Below are 26,439 nucleotides of genomic sequence, written 5' to 3'. Positions count from 1 at the left end.
ACTCCTAATCATCATCACGCAGTGGAATGCGGCAACGCATTTCGATTGGAACGTGATCGCTGATCAGCTCCATCAATGCACCGTATTTATTGGCCTTCATACGCTGAACGGCCTCAGTATAGCTGCGAACTATGTCCGCTTTTTCTTTATCGCTCAGAGGACGGACACTGCCGCCGGTATTACCGCGGCCGGCTTGGTATTTTGTCAAAGTCGCAATCGCGTTTTGTGCATCCTCAAGATACATCTGCTGCATCGAAGGACTGAGGAATTTTGCGATCTCTCTCATAACCGGGTCGGAGCTTGTATCTGCAGTCGTAAAGTCAAAAGGACGAATGCTTTGAATATCACACTCCGATGTCGCCTTCGGATCTAAAATAAAGTGATCGTAGTTGCTGATCAACTTTGAGCCCTTGATACTCAAAGTCGTCAAACCGGTTTGAGTCACAACAAATCCCGGAGCCGGCTTCAAAGCAGATTCCCAAAGAGCTTTGCTTTTTGGATCGTCTTGTAAGTTGAAATCGCCGGTAAAGATAATATCGTTATCGCCTGTGATCTGTTTGATATCTTTAAACTGATTTACAATCGCCGCCACTTCGAAGAAACGACCGACTTCATCTTTTGCCGGTTTACATTTCGCTGCGTTTTCGTGGAAGCTACAAATGTCGTCCGTTTGCTCTTTTAAATCTGCTTCTGCATCAGCGGCACGGAATCTGACATGAGTGGTTACCCCCACAAAGTCAAACTTGCCCGCTTGGAAGTACGCTGTGAATGCCACACGCGACATCAAACGGCGTTGATCGTTCGGTATTTGCAATAGGCAGGCGAAATTGCCAACTTGGTTATTTGTTTTGATATCAACCGCGCGATCTGATGGGCAATATCCCCAGTCTTTTAAGCGCACTCTTTTAGAGCGGTAATAGAATCCCGCCATCTCTCCGCTGCTGCCTTCGCCCTCAGGCACCGGCTGAAGAATCACAGCCCAGCTTGGATCTAAAGCTTGCAGCTCCATCAACAAACGCAAATAGCCCGGCATTGCAACGGACCAGTTATCGTATGGGAATGTCACCATTTTACCATTGCCGTCGGAAAGAAGTTCGTAGATCTTTTGATTTGCCGTCGCCCAATCACCAGGCAGTGGCATCATCTCTTGAGCACCAACGACGTCCCATTGATTCATGATCTTTGCGACAAGCCCGTAATGCTTCATCGAAGATTGATTGTCACCCAAATGGAAAAGATTAAAAGAACCAATACGCAGTTCCCCGTTGGTGCTTTCAGCCATACGTGGATTCATATTATCCGGATAGAAGTGCACGTAGTTGGTCGTACAATCAGCCGCTAAGTGATTGGCCCGCCCGTAAAGGACAGCGTTCTGAAGGCAATCATCCAAAGGACCACGATAATTTGAAGAGGGCGTGGTTGCAGCGGCAGTACTTGATAAGTCTGCGCCGGTTTCATTTCGCTGGGAGTATTGGAAGTAGATTAAAGATGAAACGACCAAAGCGAATGCGCAAATACCGAGGAATACTAAAGTACTTTTACTTTTTCCCATATCTTTTAATTTTCATCTCGATGGGAGCGATTCACTAGTCCAGTTTATGGAAATCTGTCCCCTAGCTGAGAGCGCTCTGTCCCGGTTTATTTTGCGGGGTCAGAAGCTTTAATCTCAGGACCTTTTGTCTCCTCTGGAGCTTTGATTTCAGGGCCCATGTTCGCCGCATATTTAAACTCGCCGCGCGCTAAACTGATGAGCGCTTGGTTGTAGCGATCTTTAGGAATAGAAATTAATGTCTTAGCTGGGATCGAAATGCTACCACGTCTTGCCTGACGTGAGATATGAGGATTGAAGACCTCGGCCTTCTCGTCATTGCCGTCAAACCAAGTCAGCAAATCTCTATATTTAATTGAGACTGGAAGTTTAATTTCTTCGAGGTCCAGTGGTTGAGACCAAGCAACTTTCGGGAAATATTTCGGAGCATTTCTCTCCACCTCAAGAACGGCGAGGAAGCATGCGTAAAAATTTCTCGATGCAAAACCAAAACTGCGGCGGGATCTTACGTTTTGAATCAGTTCGGCAAGATCACGCGTTTTATATTTCTCAGTCATCTTACGAACGCCTGTTGGACCGTGATTATATCCTGTCATCGCCAGAGGCCATGCCTTCAACATATTATAGTTATCACGCATCAGACGAGACGCGAGCTTCGTCGCCGCCATCGGATGATTTCTCTGATCAACTGCATCGTTAATCATTCTGTAAGGGCGAGCGGTGTAACGCATGATCTGCCACAAACCACTTGCACCCACTTTTGAGCGCGCCAGAACGTTGAATGAACTTTCTACGAATACCAAGCGAGTCAGCTCAATCGGCAATCCGGCTTCACGGAAAATCTTTTCCATGTTCTCAAGATAGCGGCCTGAAAAGAAGATCGCGGCTTGCATGCGGTCTTTTTGCCCCAGTTGGAAACGAATACGGGATTTGTGAGAAGCCTCGCGGAATTTATGCGGCTCATTGTCGTTCTTATAAAAATCCCAAATACGCTTTTCACTTTCACTCAAGCCCTCAGGCGAATCCAACTTATCAAGCTTATGCAGGATATCGACGATCTCTTTTTTCTTATCGTCGACCATCTTCTTCTTTTTCTTTTCTTTCTGGCGAGCGCTTAGTGATTCATCATTCACGATGTCTTTGAAGTCGATTTCGGCATACACGATATCCAAGTTTTCCGTATCGTGAATCAAGCCTTGATCTGTGGTGTACTTTGAATAGATATCAATCCAGAAAGCAAGCTGGCGCTCCATGCCCTTAGGTGTCGCAAAGGCGTCTGCGCTATAACCGAGAGCTTTATCTTGGCCGCTATAATCCGGCGCGCGGAAAGGACGTGTTCCTGTCAGAGTTTTTCCGCCGGCAACATCCGTCTGTACGACTGGAGTATCTTCATCAAGTGTGCTGACTTTGTCTTCGTCCGGCGTCGTGCTTTCAGCCGCGGCATCTTCATCTTTGACAGCAGGCTCGTTGGAGAACATCCCAAAGAAATCGAAAGCATGACTCGTGGAAGATACTGCTAAAATCAGAACAAGAGCTGTCACCAAGGCTTTCAAGCAAGACCCTCCATGGCTTTGCCGTCAAAAACTACTTTGTCAGAGCGATGAGCATCTGATCATAGAAGTTTCGCACACTCCCCTCATCTTTTGTACCATTGAAGATAAAAGTGAAGGTGAAAACTCGACCGTCGCTACGTCCAGCGTATCCTGTAAGACTGACAACGTCCGTCAAGAATCCTGTCTTCGCGCGAACCCAGCGTTCTGCAGGAGAATTCTTCATTCTCTTTTTCAGCGTCCCGTCGATGCCGGCAATTGGGAGCGATGTTAAGAATTCCGGCTGGACCTTAAGATCATTGCGTAAGTGCGACACGATCTTCCACATACCAAACGCGCTGATGCGATTGTCCCGAGTCAGCCCCGATGGATTCTGGAAATAATATTGATCTTCCGGCAGACCGAGCTTTTTCAAATGCTCATTGATCATTGCCATGCCTGCGTCCAATGTTCCTTGCCCGCCTTTGAGTGTCCCCAGATTCTTTGTCAGCATTTCAGCAACGTAATTATTCGAGAACTTATTCATATCCGCGAGGGAACCTTCGATCCCCTTGCTTTCAGCCTCGGCCATGACTGTTGAATTGAGCGGCGCTTTACCAATACGAATCTTTCCAGTCACAGTGATTCCACGTTGTGCGAGGAAGGATTTCAAATTGTAGCCGGACCAGATATCAGGTTGTGTAATGTTTTTGAAAATGACGACTTCCTTCGAGCCTTTAGCGATCTTTCCAGAGACATGAATCACATCGCCGCCAAAGTTTTTATCTTCAACACGAGACGCGACAACACTGCTTTCACCGCTACTGGTTGTCGTCGTTTTGTTGACAAGGCGAACGTACTCATTTTCAGGATCTAAGAACACCACGGCGGGTGCGCCCGCTTTTTCTGCTGGACGCACAAAGATATTGATAGAATTCCAGTTAAACGACATCGCGCCGACCGGAGCATCATAGGCACGATCTACACGTTCGGGCTGACGACTGGAATCGTAACGTTTTGAATCGAAAAGAGAATCATCGACAACGATATCACCTTCGATTTTTTGAATCTCATTGCGTTTGAAGTTGTTCACGAGGAACCACATGTTTTCAGAGACAAAACTTGGGTCACCGCCGCCTTTTAGGTACAAATCACCCTTCAAAGTTTTATCTTGAATTGTTCCAGCAGAAACGAGTTGAGTTTTAAATTTATATCCAGGGGGGAAGTACTCAAGAACCGCAGAAGACGTCGCGACTTTTGAAATGGATGCAGGAATCATTTTCTTTTTTGAGTTCAAATCAAAAATGACCTCTTGATGCTCGCCTTCGCCGCTTGTGATGTAAATTCCGAGGTCAGACTCGGGAACACCGGATTTTTTGATAATTTTTTGAAGCTCCGCCTTGAATGAAGACTCTTGAGCATGAACTGGACGCGCTAGAATTAAAAAACAAACAAAAAACAGATATCTCATGAAAATCTCCCTGGACTAAAAAATGGTATCTATGAGCTTAGTTGCTCTCAAGGAAAATCACTTGGTACATTGAAAAGATATGAGAAAACGTGACTGGCTCCTTGTAACTCTACCACTGATTGTAACCTGGATAATTGACCGTGTAAGCAAGGTTGCAGCGTCAAATATGCCGGGATCGTCCACCCATGGTCCAGTTAGTTTTATCTTGCACCACAATCATGGTGCAATGCTAGGCCTGTTCTCTGATCTTCCAGCTGTTCTTCGTATCGTGTCTCTTTCAACCGGCGGCGCATTTCTAATTTGTTCCTACGCGATCGTGCAATACTTGCTGCCGATTCGTAGTCTTATGTTGCGTTCGGGTTTATCCATCCTATTGGGTGGTATCCTCGGCAACGTTGCCGATCGAATCATCTATGGTTACGTCATCGATTTCATCGTTCTCGGTTCGCCAAGTCTTTCAAGCCCGGCATTTAACTTGGCAGATGCTCTCCAGTGGGTCGGCTATGGCATGATCGTGTTCGCGATCATTCGGGAGGGCGACTTGCTTTGGCCGGAAAACAATGCACGCAAAGTGTACTGGATTAATAGAAAGTTCCAATTGAAGTACTGCTTGGTTTTGATGGCGGTGGGCCTCAGCCTGACTCTGATCAGCCTTGTCTTCTCTTATACTTACTTGCGAGTGACGATCTCAGAACTCGTCGGCAATAATCAGTTCTTGCTCAATAAATTCCTGATTCCGTTTGTGATTACCTACGCCATCATCTGCGTCGCGTTCTGCGCGATCTTGTTTGCGGTCGGCCGCTTGATCTCGCATCGTATTGCGGGACCGGTTTATGCTTTTGAAAGATTCCTGATTGATAATTTGCTTGAGGGCAAAGATCGTGGCTTGAAATTGCGTTCAGGCGACGAATTCAGACATCTTGAGGAGCTTGCCGAGAAAGTCCGTGAAGAACTTCGCCGTCGCAAGCCGCCTGAAGATCCTAGTACACAAGAGCCGCGTCCTTAATTTTACTGAGGTAATATCTCTTAGCAATATTATCGCGGAGGCAGAAAGCCTGCAGATAATCCCCATCCGGGTTGCGTACGATTCCCATCGGGCGAACTTTGCGTGGCTCGGCGGTAGCTGCCGCGGATTTTTCATAAACAATTTCGAGGTCTTTTTTCTGGTAAGTCGCTTCGATCAGAGTTTTCACGACGGGGTTGTTCCAACGAAGCAATGAATAGTCATTCCACTCAAGCTTTTTACCCTGGCTTTTCATTGCGTCCGCCAACGTCGCGTTTTCGCCCATGCGTTTAAAACACTCAAGTCCTACCATCAAACAAGAACGGGCATCATCCAAAGCGCGATGAGCAGCTCCGCCCTCGATATTCAGGAACTTGACCAAAGTTTGGAGTTTATGGTTCTCAGTTCCGTGAATCCATTTACGCGACAGCAGACTCGTGCACAAAACTGGACCTGTCAGTAGCGGCAGCGCGTGCGTTTCAAACTCAACCGCGACAAACCCCAAATCAAACGGCGCATGATGGGCCATCGGCACAGAGCCATTCATGAAGTCATAGATCTCGCGGATTTTTTCAGACATTTTAGGGGCATCCGCCACCATCTCATTAGTAATGCCGTGAATACTCATGTTGAATTCAGTAAGCAGCTCACGCGGCTTCAACAAAGTCTGGTAGGAAGCGATCTCTTTGCCATCTTTCCATTTAACGGCACCAAACTCAATGATATCGGATCCGATGGGATAAGCTCCGCTCGTTTCAGTATCAAAAGCCACATAAGTATATTCGGTCCAAGGTCTATGAGTTTCCATATAGTCGTTTGTGTTTGTCATTGAAAACGATTTGAGTCAAATTAATAGGAAGACAAAAGGTTTATGAATATTAAATACTATCGCCATCTTATCATAAAAACTGCCTTGCTGTTCAGCAGCACTTTCTTTTGTCTGACTTCTTTTGCACAAGAAGACTCTAAAGGAAATATTCCTGATTTCAAGATGAATGGAGAAGTCTCGCTCTTAAGCAACTACGTAGAGCACGGGCTTACCCAAACAGATAAAGATCCGTCTTTGCAGGCAGCGTTCGGGTTTAATTTCGGTCCGCAGTTCAAAATGGGTATTTGGGGATCTAACGTCAACTTTGATTCCACGGAGCATTTCCTTTTAAAGATCAATGCGGAATTAAAAGTTCAGGTCTCAACAACAACAGATTTCAAGCTGGGTTACTTCAGCAATCAGTATTTTAAGACAGATACCCGTAACGGCAATACAACTTATTTGGTCATTACATCCCATGGCTATCGCATCCGTTACGAGCGGAACAGCAACTGGGAAGGAACTGACGAAAGCTCGACGTACTACTCTTTCGGCAAAACCTTCGATCTGAATCAAAGTTGGAAATGGGACAACGAAGTCGGCTACACAATGATTTCAGATGTCCCGAACATCGAGAACTTCTTCGATTTGCGCACCTCTTTCCTATACAAGGGCGGCAGCAACATCATTTACCAAATTAGCGGGACTGCCACTTCATCACCGTCACAGTTCCACGGCCAAGGCGATGTCTTTGGATACGTTGGCGCTTCGACGAGTTTCTAAGCACTTGGCTTAGCACTTCTTTCTTTGCCTCAGCACTACCCGCATCCGTGTTTTTCCGGCGAAGAGCGGTCAGTCTTAGCGTGAGATGAAGGCCCCCTCTGAATAAGGTCAACCTATAAGTTTACCCTATTCAGGGGCAAGTAGTAGTATAACTACTTATTCCGTCACTTCCGTAGGTGCTTTGATTTATTATTCACATCTCGGATATGGCCCGCAATGAAGAGCGTGAACGCGCCCTGAAAAGAAAAAAGCCGGGACAACCCGGCTTTCTTTTTATTCCTCGCGGCCTTCGGCTGGAGGGAGTGCTTTTTGCTGATTTTCTATTTCTTCATTCACCGGGTTTTTGATCTTTTCAACCTTCCCGAATTTCTTCGTCTCGGCTTTTTCGATGCTCTTACGTTCTGCGGCCTGCTTCACGAAGTTATCGTAGACCGACATGGAAACGTTTGGATCACCGAAAACCGTTTCAAGCTTGCGCGGCTTACGGCCCGAGCTCGTCACGTCTTTCTGCTTTATACTGATACGGATGAAACCAATCAACTTTTGTGGATCCACTTCGCCGCGCTTTTCTTTTACGCTGCTGAAGCCTTTGATCGCTACCGTATTAAACTCTAAGCCTGCTTGAATTTTGTTCTTCACAAGATCCAGACGCTCTGAAGACACTCTATTCGCCACCGTTGGGTTTGATCCAGGCACTGCCTGCACGAACAAGCCCGAAGTCACTTTAATCTCAGCGTCTTGCAAACCCGTCGTGACACCTTTGATCTTATCCATCACGTCAACGAATGTCGGAAGTGGATTTGAAGTTCCACGTTCAAACAACACCGTATCAGGAATATCAAAATCAAAACCATCTGGGCTCACCTGCACGTTCTTCGCGTAGTCGGTCATTTGATCTGCCAAGAAAGCAGAAACCACTTTCGCAGAACCCATGTCCAAAAGATTCGGAGTCTTCTGAGCCGGCTCAATGAATTGCTGGAACGCTTTCAAAGGTTCGTTGATCAAATCCAAGAAAAGTTTCTCGAGCGTGATTTCAACCCCGAAGTTCTGAAAATTGTATTCAATCACAGAAGGCGTTGAGAAATAGTCTGAGACCGCTTTTTTCGTGTCGTCAGATTGACCTAACAGCCACATAACCAGGAAGAAGGCCATGAGGGCCGTCATGAAATCCGCAAGAGCCACCTTCCAGGAACCGCCATGGCCCCCGCCGGCAACAACTGTGATTTTCTTAATGACGATCGTCTGCTTCTTCTCAGCCATGTGCTATTACGCTGCTTTCTTAATTTCTTTAGTAGCCTTGTCGATTTCCTCGAATGACGGACGCTCTTCAGGCATGATTGTACGACGGCCGAACTCTACACACACCAATGGAGGCGCACCACGTTGGCAGGCAACCATTGCTGCTTTGATCACTTCTAAGTAACGGCCTTCGGCTTCGATGTCCGCCGCCATTTTAGTAGCGGTTGGCTCGATCAAACCGTAGGCGCAAAATACCCCTAACATCGTACCCACGAGGGCGTGGGCTACGTGCTCACCGATAACTTCAGTACCTTCCGTCAAGTGACCCATCGTTTTTACGATACCAAGAACGGCGGCAACGATACCCAGACCCGGGAAACCACCGGCAACCGCCGCGACGGCATGTTGTGCTAAGTGTTCTTCGGCGTGGATACCTTTAATATCTGCAGTTAACAAATCATCAACGTCGTATTGAGACAATTCCGCTGACAATGTGATCTTCATCGTATCGCAAAGAAAGTGAACCGCGTGGTGATTGTGCATAAAGCTTGGGTAAGCTTTAAAGATATCACTCTGCTCAGGATTCTCGATATGTTTCTCGATCCCTTGAGGTCCTTCTTTTCTGAAGACTTGGAAAAGTTGGAAGAGCATTTGGCAAAGTTCTACGTAATCTTTTTTCTGAGGGCCTTTAGATGTCATCGCTTTAATTGAAAGCTTGATACCCATCTTTACGATCTTCATAGGATTGGCGATAACATAAGCTCCGAAGGCCGCACCTCCGATGATCACCATCTCGAGCGCTGCGGCTTCGATGATGACGTGCATTTTTCCGCCCCCGGCGATGTAACCACCGAAGACCGTTGCAAAAACTATGAGTATACCGACAAATCCCATGATTTACCTCTTAAGGTCTTTATCGGAAGAGAAGCCTATGCTATTTAGAGACATTGAGATAAACTTGTCCATGGTCGAGGGTCCAGGATCACTTCATCCTCGAGCTGTTTCGACCGATAAGTAGAATGAGCTATGAAAAAAACCCGCTTTTGTTTTGTCATCATTCTCGCGCTGTTCATGGGCTTTTTGCCAAAGACTTTGGTCTGGGCTCAAGGTCCTGAAGACAATCCAGATCCGTTGCTGACGGAGCTTTCCCTCAGTTTATATGAATGGAATCCGGGACAGAGCGGTGATCTCACCATTAAGCTCAAACTTCCTAAAGGTTATCACGCTTACGAAGATATGTTCCGCCTGACCCTGGTGGAGCCGGATGGCTTCAAGATGGCGGCGTTTAAGCTAAAACCTGTTCATGAGTTCTATGATAAGTTTACTAAAAAAAACCGCCGTGGCGTCGAAGAAAACGGCACGATGGTCGCGCATATCGAAGCACCCTTGGAGTTCAAAAAAAACTCCACCAAGCTTTTGTTTGAAATGACGTACCAAGCCTGCTCGGATACTTTCTGCCTCTTCCCTGTCACTAAGAAGATTGAAACTCCGATCAAGTTAATAGGCGCTCCCGCAGAACCCGTGATCGCTGCAGCTTCGACGTCGTCGGATGAAACTGCATCAAACCACACGAGTATCTTCTCGTCAGATTATTTTGCGGAAATGCTCAATAAGGGCGGCTTCTTTATTTTCGTCCTCGCCTTTTTTGCCGGCGTTCTTACGAGCTTTACTCCCTGCATCTTCCCAATGATTCCGATCACTCTTGCCGTGCTGGGGAATGATTCCGAAAAACGCTCGCGTGGCGAAAACTTCCTCATCAGCTGCATTTACGTTTTAGGGATTGCGACAACCTACTCGGTTCTCGGTCTCATCGCGGCGTCCAGTGGAATGCTTTTTGGCGCAAGCCTGGGCAATCCATATGTCCTGTCTGTGATTTGCTTTGTCTTCTTGGCGATGGCTCTTTCAATGTATGGTCTTTATGACATTCAAGTGCCCGCGTGGATGCGCCAGAAATTCGGCGGCAAAGTTGAAACCGGAAACCTGCATTTGAAAACTTATCTGACGGGACTATTTGCAGGTATTGTCGCGAGTCCTTGTGTGGGTCCGGTGCTTGTCACGATTTTGGCTTACGTAGCGACTCACCAAAACAAGGTCCTCGGTTTCTTTCTGCTCTTCACGTATGCTCTCGGCTTGGGGTTGATCTTCTTGGCTCTGGGTCTTAGCAATCAGTTGATTCGCCTCTTGCCACGTTCCGGTGTGTGGATGAACGGAATCAAATTCGTTTTGGGTTCTTTGATGTTGAGTGCGTTCTACTACTATCTCAGCTTACTCATTCCGACACGTGCATTCGATGCTTCTCTCGGTTTGGGTCTTGTCATCGTGGCAAGTATCTATGGTGCCTTCAAGCCGGTGAAAAACGCGAGCCAAGCGATGATCAAAGGCTTGATGATGACAACCTTGCTCGTCGGGATCGGTTACATCGCTTTCGGTGTTTTTGATTTGCGCCAACTCGTCGGTCAGCGTTTTATTTCTGAAGACGCCGTTAAAAAAGATCAGCAGCTCGCATGGCAACCTTACAGCGAAGAGCTTTTGCAAAAGGCCGCTCAAGAACATAGCCCGGTGCTGATCGACTTCTGGGCTGAGTGGTGTGCTGCTTGCCATGAAATGGAACAGTTCACGTTCACCAACCCAACGATCCGTGCCGAGTCTGAAAAGTTCGTTTTGCTAAAATTCGATGCGACTAAAGATTCGGAACAACTTCGCCAGTTGAAAAAGAAATACCGTATTCAGGGCCTTCCAACTTTACTGTTTTATAACAGCAAGGGTGAATGGATTGAGCCTCTGACCCTGACCCGTTTTGAAGAAGCTCCGGCCTTCTTATCGAGAATGAAAAAAGCCCAGGAGTAACTCTGGGCTCTTAACGCAATGCATTTAAATAGCGAATTTAGAAGCGCTTGAGACGGGCGATTTCCATTTTGGCTTCATTCAAAGCCGCATAAGCCGCCTGGGTCTGAGCTTCTTTCTCAGTTAGCAGCTTTTGCATATGGTTCAAACGCACTTCGAAGCTTTTGATCACATTATTGTGGCGATCGACCATTTCTTGAATTTTGGCATCAAGAGCTTTGCGTTCTGCGAGCTTGTTATTGATTTGTTGAATTTTTTGGCCAGCTTCCATCGCAAGGCCGTTGTGGCTAGTTTCCAAACGACTCATGCTTTGTTGGTAGCGGTCCATACGCGCTCCACCCGTCTTATTGGCCTCATTCAAGGCCTGGGTGAGCTTAGTTAACTGCTCGTTCACACTCATCATTTGGGTCTTGAGCTCAAAGATCTGGCGATCTGTGTTCAGGTAAGCAGGGTCCGTGCTCGGAGCAGGCGGCACCAAAGCCTCTCTACGGGCTGGTGAGGCGCTCTTCTTTTCACCGAAAAGTTCGGGATTCAATTCCTTTTGCATGACTCCTCCTCGAGAATTTGCTACGAACACCATGCTATTTCTTCTGGACACTAAAATCAATTCTTCATAAAAAGGGACCATGCTAAAAGTTGGGCAGCTCATCAGATTTGTAGCCGGTTTGAACCCGCAGAATACTCCTGCGAAGCTGTCGTTCTATAACTATTTGCGTGGCTTTCCGAATCCCGAAGACGCTCTGACACCGGAACTCATCGAATCCTTCTTCATTTACTGCATGGACTACCCACACTGGGCAGCCAACAAGAATCAGCTTGGGAACGAGGTCCAGTATCTTCTTGAAAACTTCAACACTTTCTACCAACAGAATTTCGATCTGAGCCTCATCCGTTTCCCACAAACGATGCAGCTGTTGGAGATTGAACGCCCGAACGATCTCGAAGATGTACTGATGATTTATTTGAAACGTCAGTATGCGGAGGCCGACAAAATCCGCCTGATCAACGATCAGAATAAGCGCATGATCGCCATCATTCTCCATGAGGACAAGAGCCTCAGCGTGCGCATGTATGATAAAAAATTCACCATCCGCGACGGCCATCTTGAGCCGCTTCGTAAGGATCTCGCACTTTATTACACACCGAACTTGGAGTTGAGCCCCGACCATAAACAGAAGATCGAGGTCGCTCCTTACATCATTTCTGAGTTCCGTGTAAAGAACGACAAAGTCTATGGCTGCCTCTTGCGCGGCTACGTCTATCAGAAACTCCTTGAATTCAAAGGGGAATCTCTGAAAGAGCAGACTCGCCTGCTTTACCCTATCAAGCGTGTTGAGCAGTTCTTCGTCGATCGCCGTACAGATCCTTATTATCAAGATCTTATCAGCCAGCTCGAAAGAACTCTGGCTCTGATTCAGCAAGGAGATCGTGAAGCTCTGAACTGGAGCTCGATGATTCTTACTCAGGCGGAAACCGCCCTCGAAAACGTGTTCACAGGTGACAAGTTGCTCTCTCTTCTGGTAAGAGATCTGCGTCATACTAGTGAAACTACTCGCAAATTGGACCCATCCCTGAAATTGGGTTCTGCGATGAATGAGGCGGAAGAATGTCTGAAAATAACTCCGAGAACAAATTACGACTTAACAAACTAATCGCAGACAGCGGCCTTGCAAGCCGTCGCCATGCCGACCGCATGATCGAAGAGGGTCAAGTGACCGTCAATGGTAAGCGCGTGTACGAGTTGGGTATTAAAGTGGACCCAGCCCATGACAACATCATGGTCAACGGCAAGCCTCTGAAAAAACCAATGCAACACGTTTACATCCTCTTCAACAAGCCACGTGGCGTTTTGACGACGATGGAAGATCCTCTCGATCGTCCAACCATCGCTGAGTACCTTGAAGGCGTTCCGGGCCGCGTGTTCCCGGTCGGTCGTTTGGACTGGGACTCTGAGGGCATGTTGCTCCTCACGAACGATGGCGAATTCGCTAACAAAGTCACTCATCCAAAAGCGGAAGTCACTAAGACCTACTTGGTGAAGGTTGACGGTCAGCCAACGAAAGAAGATCTGCAAAAGCTTCTCCGTGGTGTCACGATCATCGGCGGTAAAGTGGCGGCAAAGCACATCGAAAAAATCAAACGCCAAGAAGGTTCCGACAAGTATGACTGGTACAAAATGGTCATCACTGAAGGTAAGAACCGTCAGATCCGTCAGATGTTTGAGAAAATCGGCTTCGACGTTATGAAACTTCAACGTGTGGCCATCGGCCGCTTGCGCATCGGCAATGTTGAGCGCGGTGAACTCGTGTACTTGAACGACGCTGCGGTTGAGCGCGTGTTCTTGCCGGATTCTCCAGACGAGTTGAAAGTGAAGAAGACCTACAAAGGCCGTGCGGTTGCTCAACGTGCAGCGGCTGATAAGAAAAAAGGCGGCAAAAAGCCTTTTGCTAAAAAGAACGGTCCTGCTAAGAAATCATTTGGCGGAAAAGAAAAAACATCTTTCAATAAGAGATAGTGAATCGCACATCTCTGACTGGAATTATTGAAATCACCCTAGGAAGCCTCGGTTTTGGCTTTCTAGGGATTTTTGGTAAATGGGCCTTCGCTAGCGGCCTCAGTGTTGGCGAACTTCTCACCTATCGCTTCATCATCGCGGCTGTTGTTCTTTGGATCGTCCTCTTTATCTTTCAGCGCGATAAAATCTTTCTTCCTCGCTCACAAGTTTTAATCTCAGCGGCACTCGGTATCTTTGGTTATGCTGTGTTTGCGACCCTTTACTTTACCGCGGTTGCCGGGATGAGCGTCGGGCTTGCGGCTTTGTTACTTTATACCTATCCGTTTTGGGTCAGTTTGCTCGGGCATTTTTTCTTGCGCGAGCGGATGAATAAAACCCAATGGCTTTTGCTCTTTGGCGCTTTCGTTGGCGTCACCTGTCTGCTGTGGGGTCAGTTTCACGTAAGCAATATGGGCGCGCTCATTGCGGGCCTGGGTTCTGCCATGACTTATGCTGCTTATATTCTTTTTTCCGCGCGCTATCAGAGGAATGTAAAACCGATTTCCTCAAGCCTGTATGTAATTACCTTCGCAGCTATGGCACTTGCTGTTTTTCATCAACCCGATCTGCGTATGTGGGTCGTGTTGACACCTTCGCAGTGGGAATACGTTCTAGGGATTGCCATCATCTCGACGATCTTTCCGATGACTTTGATTTTGGCGGGCTTACAAAAATTAAAAAGTTCTCAAGCGGCACTGATTACTATGCTTGAGCCTGTCACGGCAGCGATCGCCGCAGGTCTCTTACTGAATGAAAGTATGAGCGCTCTGCAAGTCACCGGCGCACTGATCGTGTTGGCCTGTCTAATTCTAAGTATTTTGCGCTCTGGAAAATAATTAGATATGAAAGACATCCATGCAGAGTCCTACGAGTTCCTCTTCTTTTGAGGGCTTCATGATTTCAGCGATCTCAACAACCGCCTTCATCATATGTTCACGCACACGTGCGACGTCTTTCTTTGAAATCGTCAATACCGAAGAGTAATGAAAGTTAGTCTCTTGCGCGTCATCCAGCGAATTCAGCGCACGCAAACGCCAGTTCGAATGATGGCGAGCGATGAGTGGAGATTCTTTCTCTAGATGTAACAAGACAGATTTCGTTTTATAAAAATTATTCTCTTTGTAGGCCAAGCCGTACTTGCAGAGAAAATCTAGAATTTCGAGAATCTTTGAAGAAGTTATTTGGAACTTTTCTGACAGAGCCGGCACCGTGCGCAGCCCGGGAATCGTCAGCGACATGTGTACCGCTGAATACAACCAGCTGCTGTAGTAGACAAGTTTCGCTTCGTTTGGAACCAGCTCTTTCGTATTCAACTTTTCTTTCAATCGACTGTTACGTTCACGAATCTCTTTGAGCTGACGTTCGAAGAAACGGCGTAGCTCCGTAGTTGCAGCGCGATTCTCCTGCACCAGGAAAAGAAAATATTCTGTTTCGGCACGCGAAAGAGAAAAGTACCTTGATGCTGATTCAGCCTGTTCCAGATTAAAATCTCTGTCGCCAGAAAGAACGTGAGTCACATAGGCGACCTGGCAACCGATGAACTCAGCGAGCATCTTACGTTGTCCTCTGCCTCCAGAGGGATAAGTACGAATCAGGTCGTTAAGAAACTTCTTGTAGCTTGCATATTCGAACAAGTTTGATTTCATAATTTTACTTTTTGTATAAGTAGATATTCACATTTTTGAAAATGCTAATTGAGTAGTTGCAAAAGCGCAATCGCAAGTTTAATTCTTACTCAGGGGGCATTTTATGAGATCAATGCAATTCCTTTTGATGTGTCTGCTATTTTCCGTAATGGCCACAACGACATCAGCAGCGGATCTAAATGACGGCGGCATGAGTGGTGGCGGCGGCGGCGGAACTTCTCCCGGCAGAGCTATTACTCAAGCAGAAGTCGCTCAAATACTTTCGCAAGCACGTCTGGAAGTATATATGGCTCTCGCTCTGAAAGAACAGACTGTCGAGAATTTTCCATGGCCCGAGCTTTTTTCTGGTGATGATAATATCTACCAACTCATTTACCAAACTCAGATCTACGGTAATAAAAGCGATTGTCATGACTCATTCGGGAACAGCCGCGATGGCAGTATTCACTCACCTGTTCCTAATACGATTTGCATCAGCTTAAAGAACCTCAGCGAGAAGCTCACGGTTGACAACGCCCGCGCACAAATACTCGCCCTCGTAGCCCATGAATATTCTCATTTAAAAGGCTTTGACGAAGAAAAAGCGACCGCTCTGCAAAACATGCTTACGCCGTTATTTGCGAACTCCTCGTCCGAGCAAGCATGGAATGTTCTGGATTATATGACTCGCCAGAGTATGAATCTTGGCGATGGTGTTGCGGACTACAACAACAGACCCAAATATGATCTTGGCTGGGACTTTCTTTGTTTTAACTCCGAAAAAATCGAAAATGCTCTTGTCATTATTGAACAGCGTTTCACAGATAGACCTTTCTCGATTTCAACGAAGGCGCTTTATAAAAAACAAAACAGTTACTTAATAAAGCAGCGGGCCATCACGACTCAAGTCTGTGCAAAAAGCAAATTTCATCCACAAAAATTATATTTCGAAAATTGGGTGCAAAAGTGGTTTGGCAACACAGACGTTCTTTCTGACCGCGATCTTGCACAAGAGGTTCTGGCAAGTTCAGACTTCGATGTCAGCCGGAACATTCTTATCGAAGGAAATGTAAAGATCGGAAAGATCAATACTTTTGTAGATTTCGATCGCGAGTTCAAAGACATGCAAAAGTATATTTATGATGATCTTCGCTTTCACTTGAATCGTCTCTGGGATTTAACAATTCCAATCGTCCAGCAATAGATTCTCCATACTTTTACATTTTGTAAAAGTCGATCAGGCTAATTGAATTCTATTCAATAGTGATTTGTTCTCCTCCTTTGCATACTAACTGCGGACAGTATGCAAAGGAGTGAGAATGAATGAACAATCTCGGCGCCAATTTCTACTGGGCTTTTTGTCTTTCAGCTTTCTTTACTCTCGCAAATCCCTCGCACAGCTTATTCCCTTTAGTTTTTGGAAATCCTCGCCCTCTGAAATTTGGACTTGGGGTGGGAATACCAACGGTGAACTTGCTAATAGTACGGCAGGTACTGATAAAAGCAGCCCCGGACAGATCGGTTCTATCGGCTGGGGTGCCATTGGCGGCGGCAGAAACTTTTTTCTCGCAACAAAACTAGATGGCTCGCTTTGGAGCTGGGGCCTGAACGATAACGGCCAGCTCGGCGATTCGACGACTACATCTAGGTCGTCACCGATCCAAGTGGGCAGCAATCTCACATGGAATGATGTCGCAGGAGGCCTCTCGCATTCTCTCACCATTCGCAAAGATGGAACCCTATGGGCTTGGGGGTACAATAACCGCGGCCAACTGGGCGATTCTACAATCGCCTCAAAATCAGCGCCCATTCAGGTAGGGGCGTCGGCTTGGAGCAGAGCCGCCGCAGGTGATTTTCACTCCTTTGGCATTAAGACTGATGGCTCGCTTTGGGGCTGGGGCGAAAACTCAGATGGCCAGTTGGGTCTTGTGTCAACAACCTCGCGACGAAGCAGCCCCGTTCAAATTGGTGCTCTTACTAGTTGGGAAAAAATATCAGCGGGTGGATCGCACACCATGGCCGTAAAAGATGACGGGACTCTCTGGGCCTGGGGCGGAAATACTTTTGGGCAATTGGGGTTAGGCAATGTCTCCTCTAAGAGCTCACCTACTCAAGTCGGCACGCTGACAACATGGCAAGATGTCTCTTGTGGAGCAGACTACACGATCGCGATTCAAACGGATGGCACTGCCTATGGCATGGGTTACAACGGCGAGGGCGAGCTTGGCGACGGCACCATCGCCAACAAGTCGTCTCCGGTTCTTGTGGGAAGCACCGGTTTTGCCCGCGTCGCTGCCGGAGCGACGCATGCCCTTGCGATCAAAAAAGACGGCACACTCTGGGCTTGGGGCTTTGGCGGCTACGGAGCAATTGGCAATAGCTCTCTACAAAATCGCAGCACTCCAGTGCAGATTGGCGGTAAAACTAACTGGAGTAAGGTCGCTAACACAGGATCTTCGAGTCTCGCTGTCGGCGCTAAGAATTAATTCGCAGAAAATTCACATTTTCGTAGACGATTTTACAACACTGAGATCGGCTCTGTTTCAAATGGATTTGCTATAGATAATTCCATCAATAAGGAGGAGTTATGTATAGCAAGGCAAAAATCGCCAACCATCCTATTCATCCCATGCTGGTGGGATTTCCAATTACATTTTACGTTTTGACTCTCGTAAGTTTTGTCATCTTTAAAACCGCGAGCCCCGATATCTTCTGGTTCAAAATGGGCTACTTTGCGAACTATGCCGCTATCGTCACGGCGTTGTGTGCGGCCATTCCCGGCTTTATCGACTGGGCTCTGGGCATTCCAAATCAAACAGCGGCAAAAACCCGCGGCTTGATTCATATGTCGCTGAACCTTACCACCCTGGCTCTTTATATCGTGAATGCCTTCTTGCTTGAAGGCACTTGGGAGACTGGCACCACAAGTCTGGGCGCACCGATCGCTTTGTGCGCGATCGGTTGCTTGTTAACAGTTGGCGCCGGCTTCTATGGATGGCAAATGGTTCAGAAAGACAAAGTCGGCGTCGATATGAACTCCGAGCAGGCCAGCATCCAAGAACGCTACGAACGCGAGCACCGCGAACCGACAATGTTCCATTAGGCTATTTCACTGGCAACTTGCACTCGTTAAACTGAAAGTCTTTCTCGCAGCCTATGACTTCGCGGATAGGTTGCGAGAACAGCTCTTTTCGGCGCTGATCCCCTTCTGTGTGCGCGCTGAAGGCAAACTCTTTCTCGGCTGAGCTTTCATCCGGATAATGGCTCGCCAATGAAGGTTCCGAACAGAGCCAAGAAGCTCCCGCTAAAAACTTATTTCTGCGATCCCACTGAAAAGGCAGCTGAGTCAAGAAATCCGCCATTGCGTAGCTGCCGATAACATCGGCAAAGCGCTCTCCCGGAGGTGATGAATAGCCACCGCTTTCAAGTTCATTTAAGCCCGAGAACTCACCCTCGATCGCCAGTGTCTTTTCGATAATCTGTCTCGTCATGTTTTTTGCGACCTCGATCGAAGAGCGCATTTTCTGCGCGGGGGCCTCGGCGGAACATCTGTAGGCCGCTGTAAAGAACATCAGCGTGGTGAGCTCGTCATTCACCGGCTCTTCACCTTGGCTCCAGAGATAATAGCTGCATGGATTCAAGTAATTTGGATTTTTCTGCGTGCTTCCATCCGGCATGGGGATTCTTTCTTTCGTGATACGGAGGAAACGATCGCTCGTCGCCAGCTGCGACACGCGGTCACTCGCCATACTGCTGGAAAAGCGCTTGATGTCTTCGCCTGTGAGAGCCTTGCTCGTCGGTCGGCGCTTAAGGCATCTTTGAAACTCGGGTAAATCCGGCTGAAACCCATCAAGCGAGCTCAAAGAATCGCTGAACTTTCCTTGAAATTCATTCCATTTTTCACAGGAAAATTTTTCTGCTTTGCAGACTTGAGCCCTGAGATCGCGGACTTGTTTTCCCATCTCTGAGTTGGTTTCAAATAGATAAGCTGTACGATCGATATCCAATGAGTGCCCCATCTCATGCGCTAAAGTCTGTAAGATATCTTCACTGTTAAAATCTCCCGCGCAGACCGTAATCACATTTAAATAGGTATAATAATAGGCATTTGCTTTAACTGTTGAACATTCTTCGTTGGAAATGGCCGGCAATGAGCCCGGAAGAGCTAACTGAACATCTTTGATTCTTTGAGCCCAATTGGCCTTCAAACTGTCTGGCGCATCCAATCGTTGAATCAACTTTAGATAGCTGAGCTTCAACTTATCAAAGGTCATTTCCACTTGGCGCCAGTTATCGTTGCCGCTCCAAATTGCTTTGGAGATCTCGGTAATCAGCAAACGGCGGACCCGGCTTTGCTCTAGAGAAATTTCCAGTGGAATGAGTTTTTCTGGAAGCGTATGAAATCCCGGAAATTTTTTGCTCATTCTTAGAATTACTGTTTCGTTAAAAGCAGCGGACCAAATAGAGCCGAGCTCAAAATCTTGTTGTTCTATAATCAAGCGCTCAGAAAGGTTCATTTTAGGTATTGGTTTTCTTTGTAGAAAGCCCTCAAGCTTAGGGAAATAAGAATGACGATTTAGAACTCTTTGAAAATCTTTAGGCAACAAATCTCTATTTTGAAGTTTGGCTTTTGAATAACTGTAAAAAACCTGACTGAACTGATTTGGTGTCTCGCCCTGCAGAATCCTTGTCGTAGCCATTGATCTCTTAATTTCTAAATTCCCACCAGCCACTGGCGAATATAGATAATTGCAGTAATAGTCGAGCATCGATTTACATTGAGGAGCCTCTGCTGCGGTGTGAAAAATATCCGATGAAAAGCTGGTGATGGTCTCTGGCTCTTCTTTTTTAACCGCAGACTCACAACTCGCCAAAATTTGTATAATTAAGACTAAAAGAAAAATGACTGCACTTTTTTTCATCTAAGCCTCTTCTCTTGGAAAATCCACTCTAACCTCTGTTCCATCAAAGCTGCTCTGAATAACAAGTTTCCACTCATATATTTTCGCGACCGTCGTAACCCAGGCTAAACCAAGGCCGTTGCCTGTCAGTCCCTCTTCTTCGTGAATGCCGACGTTGAAAGGTTGTCCTAGCCGCTCTATAACCTCTTTTGAAATACCAATTCCCCGATCACGAATCACTAATACGTGATCTTCGATGATGATATCCACAGAGGTATTTGAAGAAGAGAACTTTAAAGCATTTGTCAGAATGTTCATTACCATCAAGTCTAAGTGGATTGGATTAGCAAAAACTGAAAAATCGGAGAGGGCGTGAATATGAATTCTTTCGGGTGCAATTTTATCCAGTCTTGCGACCAACGACTTGACCAGGGCCTTTACTCTGAGGGCGTGAAGATTTTTTTGTACTTCAGAATTTTCAAGATCGGCCCAGTCCAAGAACTGCGTGATGATTTCAGACATGTGATGAATTTCTTTAAAAGTCTCTTGCGCGTAAGGCTCGGGCAAAAGTCCCATTTTCTTCTTGGACTCAACTTCAGCCCGGAGAATCGCCAGCGGGGTCTTGAGCTCATGAGCCATTTGCAATGTCCATGAGCGGGTTAGCTTGTGATTCAAATTAATTCTATCAATGAGTTTCTGCGTCGTACTTACGAGGCTCGAAAACTCGTCGGCGCTGGCCCAAAAGACGCTACCAAATTTCAGAACTTTTCGCGGTAGAGGTTTAAGATCTCGCAAATTTCCCAGATTCGAAGTGATCTCACTTAAATGCCGGATGAGAAGCCGCAATGGCGACAACAAAACCAACGTCAGAAGAACTGAAGCAAAAAACAGAGCGACAACAATGCCTGTGATGTAGTTAATGACGTGAGAATCAAGAATTTCCCAATTAAGAAAATTCTTATCCAATACAAGACCCACCTGAAGCGTAAGATGTCTTGGCCCCGGTAATTCGATATTCCGAACTCGGACATATTCTTCTTCCGTCTTCACGGCGACCCATTCTGGATGAATGGGCAGTTCCGTTTTCAGCAAACCAACATTGAAGCTCTGATACAGAATTTTCGCATGGGAATCCCTCAGTATAAAAACCTTCCCAATACGGGTTCCCTCTAGAACTTTTGAAATAACGTCTTCAATCGTGTCAAGATGACTGGTGGCCACGATAAACTCAGGCGAACTTATTAGACTTTCGGAACTCTCGCCGATCTGCTTATCGATCAATTTCAGACGCTGACTTTGAAAAAAATAAACATGCACGAGATTGATTCCAACCGCGGCAAAGACAAGCGTCGTTAAAATAATAATAAAAAATCTATTCCTCAATCCAGTAACCGATGTTTCTCATGTTTTTAATCGTGATGCCGGCATCAACCTCTTTAAGTCGCCGGCGCAGTTTATTAACAGTCGCTTCAATTACATTGCTTTCGACATCTGTACTGATACCCCAGACTTGTTCATAGAGGTCATTCTTATTAAAGACTTTTCCAGGCGACTGAATGAGGGTGCGTAAAAGTGCAAACTCTTTATTCTGCAGAGGCACGACTTGGTCATCAGCAATGAGCGTCCTATCTTCAATATTCAGTACCAGGTTGCCAAAACGAACTTCTGGGCGGCTGCGGCGCTGCAGAACACGAACCCTCGCCGCCAGCTCATCACTATCAAAAGGCTTCGACATATAGTCATCCGCCCCCATGTTGAGAATCGCTGCCTTTTCAGCAGAAGTGCTAATTGCCGAAAGTACTAGTATCTTACATTCAGGCTGGCGCTGCTTAATCGCCGTGATAAAACCCGCCGAGTCTTTACTGTGAAGCAGGCGATCCAAGATAATAACATCGAATCTTTGATCATTTAGCAAAACCAGCTCTTCTAGGTGCTGATAGGATTCACAAGGCAAAATCCAATAGCCTTGCTCTTGCAGAGTTTCAGAAAGTCGTTGCAGAAGTTTTACTTCATCTTCAACGACAAGTATGCGTGCACTTGAATTCGTTTCTTTTATCATAGGCACCTTCTATTTTAAGAAAGATGCTGGAAAGAACCAACATTCCTCCGGCGAGAATCCCTAAATTAAAATTTATCTTTAAAGATTTTCTATCTTTATAAGACTTAAGATTCCGATATTACAAATATTTTTCGAACTTGATTTAAAAACACCTCTTCATCGGTCGAGTTGCAGTTCATTTGTGTCTACGTCATTCTAAATCCGGTTTTAAAAAAATTCTTTAATTTTAATTTTGTGAAGCCTTAAGTCATCGGGCTCAACAAATAGATATTCAATCCTCGGAAAGGTGGAAGAATGCAATCAAAGTTTTTATTTCTCATAGGCGGTCTCTTGGCTATTGCTGCTTGCTCTAGCGGCCAAAAAAAGCAAGAGGCGACGATGCCGGCGACAATCGTCCAAACAACGAAGGAAGTAACAATCCCAGTCGTTGCCCAACCCTCAGCTAAGACCGAGTCGAAACAAAATGAAATTGTCTGCGAACGCGGACAGGAAAAACGCACACTTTACATTGAAGCCGTGGAGCCTAAAGGCTGCAAACTCTGGTATTCGCATTACAGCACTAAAGATCCCGTTGCTTCGTCAAAAATTGCAAATACTCACTGTGAAAAAGTGCAGACAATAATCCGAGGCCACCTCGAAGAGGCAAAATTCAATTGTAGCGGCGGCGAAGCAACCGTTGCAAAGACAATGGTTGCTACAACGACACCTGCGACAACGCCAGCTCCGACTGCAACACCAAAAGCAACTGTAGCCCCTACTCCTACTCCAACTCCGGCTGCGAAACACTCACCAACGCCAAAACCGTCATCGAGCGCGACGCCGGCAGCAAGTCCAACAGCCACTCCGGCTAAGAAATAATTTTCTGCCCCTCTTTCGTGGTCTCCAAAAGGCTTTCTGTCTACTTCCATAATGGTCACACGAAGTTCATAACATGAAAGAGGGGTCTTTTATTTTTAGAAAAGGAGACTAAGCGGCGTCGCGCTGGCCGTCACGAACAAGACGACTGTGCGCCAATTCCTGTAGATATTTTCCCAGGAAGATATTTTGTGCGAGCAAGCGATAGAATTCGGACTGGTTGATTTCCACAAGCAAAGTCTCACGTTGCGCAAGAACTGATGCAGAACGAACACCTTGATTTGCAAGCAATGCAATCTCACCGAGAAAGGCGCCTTGGTTCATCACATTGATATTTTTTCCACCTTGATTGATAACGAGCGAACCTTGAACGACAACGTAAGCGCTTTGGCCCTTGTCCCCTTCATTAAAGAGAACCTGACCATCAGAGCAGCGAACAAACTTACCCGAATGGCTTAAAGCATCGAAGCAATCCGAAGGCACTTCTTTAAAGAGCGGAGAGTTCAAAAGAGCATGCTGGACCCAGAAACGGAACTGCAGACCTTGAGCTTTGTCCTTCTTTAAGAAGCGATCGAAGATCTCAGGCAGGCAAGGAATGCGCAAGATACGGCAATCCGTCATCGAGATCACATCGGCAGAGCGAGGTTGGCCGAGCAAGAAGGCGCCTTCACCAAACACAGAATGATCCGCCAAAGAAGCAACGAGGTACTTTCCACCATTTTGATGTGGTTTGTAGACACCCGCAGTCCCCTTAAGAATCACGAAGAGGTCACGTGTCGTTTCACCTTGACGGCAAATCAAAGATTTCGGCGGCACGTGGTGAATGGTCGCTTTTGACAACAAGAAATCTGTCAATTGCGGCTCTAATGAGCGGAAGAACGGAAGTTCCTTATAAGAACGCAATGAACCGATCGTACTCTCAGGAGTATCAAGATTCATGATCTTGTTCCACAAAGATTTCTCAGAAACCGGCTTCATGCGATCGAAATACGCGTAGAAAGTTGTATTGCGAACCGCCTTAGCGGTTACAAGCTTCTCCATCAGATCTGCGAACTCGACAAAGTTCACAAGCCAGCCCTGTTGCAAGAAGTGATGAACCACGCCCTCGATAGATTTTCCACCCTGAAGAATCTGCAGATACAACTTCTGCAAATCCGTCAGATCAGGAAGACCTGCGAACTGTGAATCAAAATGAACAACTTCTTTTTCGATTTTCATCGCTAGGCAGCCTTTCCTAGAAGTTCTTCAAGTTTCTTCAAATGAGGATTGGTGTTGTAGTACAACATATCGTGTTGCTTATAATGCTCTACCAGTTTCAAAGCCACATAGCGGCCGCTGGCCTGGTGAACCTTGTCAGAAGAGCGCAACAAGCTTTGCACGCGGCCGACGAGTTCTTTATCCACGACTTGTTTGCCCGTGACAAGCAACGCATCCGCAGACAGACGATTATGATCAGAGTGAATAAACTTTTTCAGGAAGCGAACATTTGACGGAGCTTCGCCCAGAACCAATACGGCGTTCGCCTGAACACGAGCATCTGAGAACTGCAAATAAAGTTTCAGAATTTCAGTGAGCTTTTCAGAAACACTGCTTTGCGGGATTAAGTTCTGAGTCAAAGACACCACTGCCGACAGGATCTTAGGATCTACCGGCTTAATGTGAGATCTTCTATAAGTGAATTCCAGGAAGTTCGTGAAAGAACGCTCGAGGTCCGTCGAAATAATGTGATTCTTTACATGCTTTAAATCGCCAAAAACACGGAAAAACAGCTCATCGCTTTGAGTTTCAACGAGTTTTTCCATGTACTTCATCAACGCCATCAAGTTCACATCGCTGCGGAAATAAGTGCAGTACTCAGCTTTGTCGTTTTGTAAGAAGCTCTCTTGTGTCGTAAAGCTTTCAACCGTACTGAAGCCAGGTTTCAGTGAACTGATTTTGCAGACGTTAGAAACATACTCTTTGCATGAATCCGCAAGACCCAATACTGAGTATGTAAAACCATTTTCGACTTGAGTCAGGATCTTAGCAGATTCTGAATACGGCAGACCGCTTAAGTTGAAGCCACTTTCAAGTTTTGTAAAGTGTGCGTTCCCACTATGAAGAGCTGCCTTCAGTCTAAACATCTTGCCAGCAGATGTCGGCAGAGTTCTTTCCATCTCTTCTGCCAGTTCAAAGAGCGAACGAACGCAGGCAACCGCCATGGGCTCTACTGCTTTACGTGTTCCTTTAAAGTGGAAAACCATCTCGCTACCCGTGCTTGGACAAGTCAAACCACCGTAACGAGCAACGATTTCTTGAGCACCGGTCTGATACTTACTAAGAATCGCTGTCAATTGATCACTCGACACAAGTGAGTGTTGTGTCTCGGTATTCAGATCAACGCGAACCACGGTCACTTCGAAAGTCGAAGGCGCAAAGGTCTTGTTTTTCACTTCATGCAAAAGAGCCGAAGCCAGAGGGCTCTTGTGGCTTTCTTTTGCCGTGATCGGAACAACGTTGGTAACAGATTTGAGTGGCGCATCCGGTTCGACCTTTTTGAGACCACGCAACTTCGTGAAACTGACGGCGTCTCTATAGATAAAGAAGAAAAGAACCCCGGCAAAAAGGCTGACGATCGCGAGATTATGAAGGACCAGGTACTTCTGCTCGCCGAAAACTACGCGAGAAAGCGATTTCTTAGACGTGTTCACACCGACTGTTAATCGATAGTCGTAGATTTGGATCGTTTTATAAGTAACGTCAGAATTTTCAACAAACTGATTGAAGCTTGAGTATTCCTGATTCAGCTCATCCGGATTGTTTTGTTTATTATAGAACGTAACGACTTTGTCTTTCTTCTGCAGAATATAGAAGTCCACCATGCGGAACTCGCGGGCCTGCTTCAGACGTTCTGACAGAGAGTCGATATTGTCTTTGATAATGAGATTGCCAGAGAACTCGAGGACGAAGTCTACGTCCTTCTTGCGATCTTGAATGACTCGGTCCACGCGCGACGTGATATTAAAATAGTATTCTGCTGACACAATGCCAACGTATGCAAACCAGAAGCTTGCAATCGCCAGTAGCAGAATGGTTTTTCTATTTTTCTGTCGCGCCGACAAGGACGTCCTCCATAATTAACTCACGATCGAAAACCTTTTCGATCAGCTCACTATGAGTCATATCGGCGCACTTGGGTAAATCTGTACTGGACTGGTCTAAAAAACCTTAAAGTAAACA

The 26,439-nt window shown here is 46.4% G+C and carries 23 protein-coding genes; 10 read left to right on the top strand and 13 right to left on the bottom strand.

Going from position 1 to position 26,439, the window contains the following annotated elements:
- Window positions 1-4: 4 nt before the first annotated feature.
- The 3 genes from JSU04_07230 to dacB all read right to left on the bottom strand — a co-directional run bounded on the left by JSU04_07230 (window position 5) and on the right by dacB (window position 4,549).
- Window positions 5-1,552: a hypothetical protein gene (locus JSU04_07230; protein MBS1970083.1), complete on the bottom strand. Its 1,548-nt coding sequence runs from the start codon at window positions 1,550-1,552 to the stop codon at window positions 5-7.
- Between the two features lie 86 nt (window positions 1,553-1,638).
- On the bottom strand, window positions 1,639-3,027 hold the full coding sequence (locus JSU04_07225; protein MBS1970082.1) for a lytic transglycosylase domain-containing protein: 1,389 nt from the start codon (window positions 3,025-3,027) through the stop codon (window positions 1,639-1,641).
- Window positions 3,028-3,133: 106 nt separating this feature from the next.
- Window positions 3,134-4,549 (bottom strand): D-alanyl-D-alanine carboxypeptidase/D-alanyl-D-alanine-endopeptidase, encoded by a 1,416-nt coding sequence (gene dacB / locus JSU04_07220; protein ID MBS1970081.1) that lies wholly within the window; start codon window positions 4,547-4,549, stop codon window positions 3,134-3,136.
- Between the two features lie 79 nt (window positions 4,550-4,628).
- Between dacB and JSU04_07215 the strand changes: the two genes are divergently transcribed.
- Complete coding sequence (locus JSU04_07215; protein MBS1970080.1) at window positions 4,629-5,555, top strand: signal peptidase II; 927 nt, start codon at window positions 4,629-4,631, stop codon at window positions 5,553-5,555.
- Here the strand turns inward: JSU04_07215 and JSU04_07210 are convergent.
- Complete coding sequence (locus JSU04_07210; GenBank protein ID MBS1970079.1) at window positions 5,530-6,360, bottom strand: exonuclease; 831 nt, start codon at window positions 6,358-6,360, stop codon at window positions 5,530-5,532. The two genes, JSU04_07215 and JSU04_07210, sit on opposite strands and share 26 nt — an antisense overlap.
- A 63-nt stretch (window positions 6,361-6,423) precedes the next feature.
- Between JSU04_07210 and JSU04_07205 the strand changes: the two genes are divergently transcribed.
- Window positions 6,424-7,143: a hypothetical protein gene (locus JSU04_07205; GenBank protein ID MBS1970078.1), complete on the top strand. Its 720-nt coding sequence runs from the start codon at window positions 6,424-6,426 to the stop codon at window positions 7,141-7,143.
- 273 nt (window positions 7,144-7,416) lie between these two features.
- On the opposite strand, the gene JSU04_07200 is transcribed toward JSU04_07205, so the two are convergent.
- Window positions 7,417-8,403 (bottom strand): chemotaxis protein MotB, encoded by a 987-nt coding sequence (locus JSU04_07200; protein MBS1970077.1) that lies wholly within the window; start codon window positions 8,401-8,403, stop codon window positions 7,417-7,419.
- A 6-nt stretch (window positions 8,404-8,409) separates the two neighbouring features.
- A complete protein-coding gene (gene motA / locus JSU04_07195) occupies window positions 8,410-9,276 on the bottom strand; it encodes a flagellar motor stator protein MotA (GenBank protein ID MBS1970076.1) in 867 nt (288 codons plus the stop codon).
- A 132-nt stretch (window positions 9,277-9,408) separates the two neighbouring features.
- Between motA and JSU04_07190 the strand changes: the two genes are divergently transcribed.
- Window positions 9,409-11,229: a thioredoxin family protein gene (locus JSU04_07190; protein ID MBS1970075.1), complete on the top strand. Its 1,821-nt coding sequence runs from the start codon at window positions 9,409-9,411 to the stop codon at window positions 11,227-11,229.
- A gap of 37 nt (window positions 11,230-11,266) precedes the next feature.
- On the opposite strand, the gene JSU04_07185 is transcribed toward JSU04_07190, so the two are convergent.
- Window positions 11,267-11,806 carry a hypothetical protein gene (locus JSU04_07185; GenBank protein MBS1970074.1) on the bottom strand — a complete coding sequence of 180 codons (540 nt, stop codon included), beginning with the start codon at window positions 11,804-11,806 and terminating at the stop codon, window positions 11,267-11,269.
- 46 nt (window positions 11,807-11,852) lie between these two features.
- Between JSU04_07185 and JSU04_07180 the strand changes: the two genes are divergently transcribed.
- From JSU04_07180 to JSU04_07170, 3 genes are read left to right on the top strand one after another with little or no spacing between them, the layout of a single operon-like run.
- Window positions 11,853-12,878, top strand: coding sequence for a hypothetical protein (locus JSU04_07180; protein ID MBS1970073.1), 1,026 nt, complete (start codon window positions 11,853-11,855; stop codon window positions 12,876-12,878).
- Entirely contained in the window at window positions 12,833-13,741 is a 909-nt protein-coding gene (locus JSU04_07175; GenBank protein MBS1970072.1) for an rRNA pseudouridine synthase, read from the top strand. The genes JSU04_07180 and JSU04_07175 overlap by 46 nt, the downstream gene beginning before the upstream one ends.
- Window positions 13,738-14,616, top strand: coding sequence for a DMT family transporter (locus tag JSU04_07170; GenBank protein ID MBS1970071.1), 879 nt, complete (start codon window positions 13,738-13,740; stop codon window positions 14,614-14,616). Before JSU04_07175 ends, JSU04_07170 begins: the two co-directional genes overlap by 4 nt.
- On the opposite strand, the gene JSU04_07165 is transcribed toward JSU04_07170, so the two are convergent.
- Window positions 14,617-15,426 carry a TIGR02147 family protein gene (locus JSU04_07165; protein MBS1970070.1) on the bottom strand — a complete coding sequence of 270 codons (810 nt, stop codon included), beginning with the start codon at window positions 15,424-15,426 and terminating at the stop codon, window positions 14,617-14,619.
- Window positions 15,427-15,529: 103 nt separating this feature from the next.
- On the opposite strand from JSU04_07165, the gene JSU04_07160 reads away from it, so the two are divergent.
- From JSU04_07160 to JSU04_07150, 3 genes are all read left to right on the top strand, one after another.
- Entirely contained in the window at window positions 15,530-16,609 is a 1,080-nt protein-coding gene (locus JSU04_07160) for a hypothetical protein (GenBank protein ID MBS1970069.1), read from the top strand.
- Between the two features lie 115 nt (window positions 16,610-16,724).
- On the top strand, window positions 16,725-17,891 hold the full coding sequence (locus tag JSU04_07155; protein MBS1970068.1) for a hypothetical protein: 1,167 nt from the start codon (window positions 16,725-16,727) through the stop codon (window positions 17,889-17,891).
- A 101-nt stretch (window positions 17,892-17,992) separates the two neighbouring features.
- Complete coding sequence (locus JSU04_07150; protein ID MBS1970067.1) at window positions 17,993-18,508, top strand: DUF2231 domain-containing protein; 516 nt, start codon at window positions 17,993-17,995, stop codon at window positions 18,506-18,508.
- A 1-nt stretch (window position 18,509) separates the two neighbouring features.
- Here the strand turns inward: JSU04_07150 and JSU04_07145 are convergent, their stop codons facing one another.
- From JSU04_07145 to JSU04_07135, 3 genes are read right to left on the bottom strand one after another with little or no spacing between them, the layout of a single operon-like run.
- A complete protein-coding gene (locus JSU04_07145; GenBank protein MBS1970066.1) occupies window positions 18,510-20,327 on the bottom strand; it encodes a hypothetical protein in 1,818 nt (605 codons plus the stop codon).
- Window positions 20,328-21,689, bottom strand: a complete 1,362-nt coding sequence (locus JSU04_07140; GenBank protein MBS1970065.1) for a HAMP domain-containing histidine kinase — start codon at window positions 21,687-21,689, stop codon at window positions 20,328-20,330. It lies immediately after the preceding gene.
- Window positions 21,679-22,365, bottom strand: coding sequence for a response regulator transcription factor (locus tag JSU04_07135; GenBank protein MBS1970064.1), 687 nt, complete (start codon window positions 22,363-22,365; stop codon window positions 21,679-21,681). Before JSU04_07135 ends, JSU04_07140 begins: the two co-directional genes overlap by 11 nt.
- 294 nt (window positions 22,366-22,659) lie before the next feature.
- Here JSU04_07135 and JSU04_07130 point away from each other — a divergent pair, with 294 nt between their 5' ends.
- On the top strand, window positions 22,660-23,223 hold the full coding sequence (locus JSU04_07130; protein MBS1970063.1) for a hypothetical protein: 564 nt from the start codon (window positions 22,660-22,662) through the stop codon (window positions 23,221-23,223).
- 108 nt (window positions 23,224-23,331) lie between these two features.
- Here the strand turns inward: JSU04_07130 and JSU04_07125 are convergent, their stop codons facing one another.
- Together JSU04_07125 and JSU04_07120 are read right to left on the bottom strand one after the other, a co-directional pair.
- Complete coding sequence (locus tag JSU04_07125; GenBank protein MBS1970062.1) at window positions 23,332-24,438, bottom strand: cyclic nucleotide-binding domain-containing protein; 1,107 nt, start codon at window positions 24,436-24,438, stop codon at window positions 23,332-23,334.
- 2 nt (window positions 24,439-24,440) lie between these two features.
- The gene (locus JSU04_07120; GenBank protein ID MBS1970061.1) at window positions 24,441-26,321 is read right to left on the bottom strand and encodes a hypothetical protein; all 1,881 of its coding nucleotides are present in this window, start codon (window positions 26,319-26,321) and stop codon (window positions 24,441-24,443) included.
- Window positions 26,322-26,439: the final 118 nt, after the last annotated feature.

It is taken from the genome of Bdellovibrionales bacterium (assembly GCA_018266295.1).
Taxonomy (GTDB): Bacteria; Bdellovibrionota; Bdellovibrionia; order Bdellovibrionales; family Bdellovibrionaceae; genus JACMRP01.
The sequence above is the reverse complement of the archived record's forward strand: the minus strand, read 5'-3'. Positions and strand labels throughout refer to the sequence as shown.

What these genes read in the sequence shown, in the direction of transcription:
- JSU04_07230 (MBS1970083.1), bottom strand. Translation starts at nt 1,552, where the DNA reads ATGGGAAAAAGTAAAAGTACTTTAGTATTCCTCGGTATTTGCGCATTC.
- JSU04_07225 (MBS1970082.1), bottom strand. Translation starts at nt 3,027, where the DNA reads ATGTTCTCCAACGAGCCTGCTGTCAAAGATGAAGATGCCGCGGCTGAA.
- dacB (MBS1970081.1), bottom strand. Translation starts at nt 4,549, where the DNA reads ATGAGATATCTGTTTTTTGTTTGTTTTTTAATTCTAGCGCGTCCAGTT.
- JSU04_07215 (MBS1970080.1), top strand. Translation starts at nt 4,629, where the DNA reads ATGAGAAAACGTGACTGGCTCCTTGTAACTCTACCACTGATTGTAACC.
- JSU04_07210 (MBS1970079.1), bottom strand. Translation starts at nt 6,360, where the DNA reads ATGGAAACTCATAGACCTTGGACCGAATATACTTATGTGGCTTTTGAT.
- JSU04_07205 (MBS1970078.1), top strand. Translation starts at nt 6,424, where the DNA reads ATGAATATTAAATACTATCGCCATCTTATCATAAAAACTGCCTTGCTG.
- JSU04_07200 (MBS1970077.1), bottom strand. Translation starts at nt 8,403, where the DNA reads ATGGCTGAGAAGAAGCAGACGATCGTCATTAAGAAAATCACAGTTGTT.
- motA (MBS1970076.1), bottom strand. Translation starts at nt 9,276, where the DNA reads ATGGGATTTGTCGGTATACTCATAGTTTTTGCAACGGTCTTCGGTGGT.
- JSU04_07190 (MBS1970075.1), top strand. Translation starts at nt 9,409, where the DNA reads ATGAAAAAAACCCGCTTTTGTTTTGTCATCATTCTCGCGCTGTTCATG.
- JSU04_07185 (MBS1970074.1), bottom strand. Translation starts at nt 11,806, where the DNA reads ATGGTGTTCGTAGCAAATTCTCGAGGAGGAGTCATGCAAAAGGAATTG.
- JSU04_07180 (MBS1970073.1), top strand. Translation starts at nt 11,853, where the DNA reads ATGCTAAAAGTTGGGCAGCTCATCAGATTTGTAGCCGGTTTGAACCCG.
- JSU04_07175 (MBS1970072.1), top strand. Translation starts at nt 12,833, where the DNA reads ATGTCTGAAAATAACTCCGAGAACAAATTACGACTTAACAAACTAATC.
- JSU04_07165 (MBS1970070.1), bottom strand. Translation starts at nt 15,426, where the DNA reads ATGAAATCAAACTTGTTCGAATATGCAAGCTACAAGAAGTTTCTTAAC.
- JSU04_07160 (MBS1970069.1), top strand. Translation starts at nt 15,530, where the DNA reads ATGAGATCAATGCAATTCCTTTTGATGTGTCTGCTATTTTCCGTAATG.
- JSU04_07155 (MBS1970068.1), top strand. Translation starts at nt 16,725, where the DNA reads ATGAATGAACAATCTCGGCGCCAATTTCTACTGGGCTTTTTGTCTTTC.
- JSU04_07150 (MBS1970067.1), top strand. Translation starts at nt 17,993, where the DNA reads ATGTATAGCAAGGCAAAAATCGCCAACCATCCTATTCATCCCATGCTG.
- JSU04_07145 (MBS1970066.1), bottom strand. Translation starts at nt 20,327, where the DNA reads ATGAAAAAAAGTGCAGTCATTTTTCTTTTAGTCTTAATTATACAAATT.
- JSU04_07135 (MBS1970064.1), bottom strand. Translation starts at nt 22,365, where the DNA reads ATGATAAAAGAAACGAATTCAAGTGCACGCATACTTGTCGTTGAAGAT.
- JSU04_07130 (MBS1970063.1), top strand. Translation starts at nt 22,660, where the DNA reads ATGCAATCAAAGTTTTTATTTCTCATAGGCGGTCTCTTGGCTATTGCT.
- JSU04_07125 (MBS1970062.1), bottom strand. Translation starts at nt 24,438, where the DNA reads ATGAAAATCGAAAAAGAAGTTGTTCATTTTGATTCACAGTTCGCAGGT.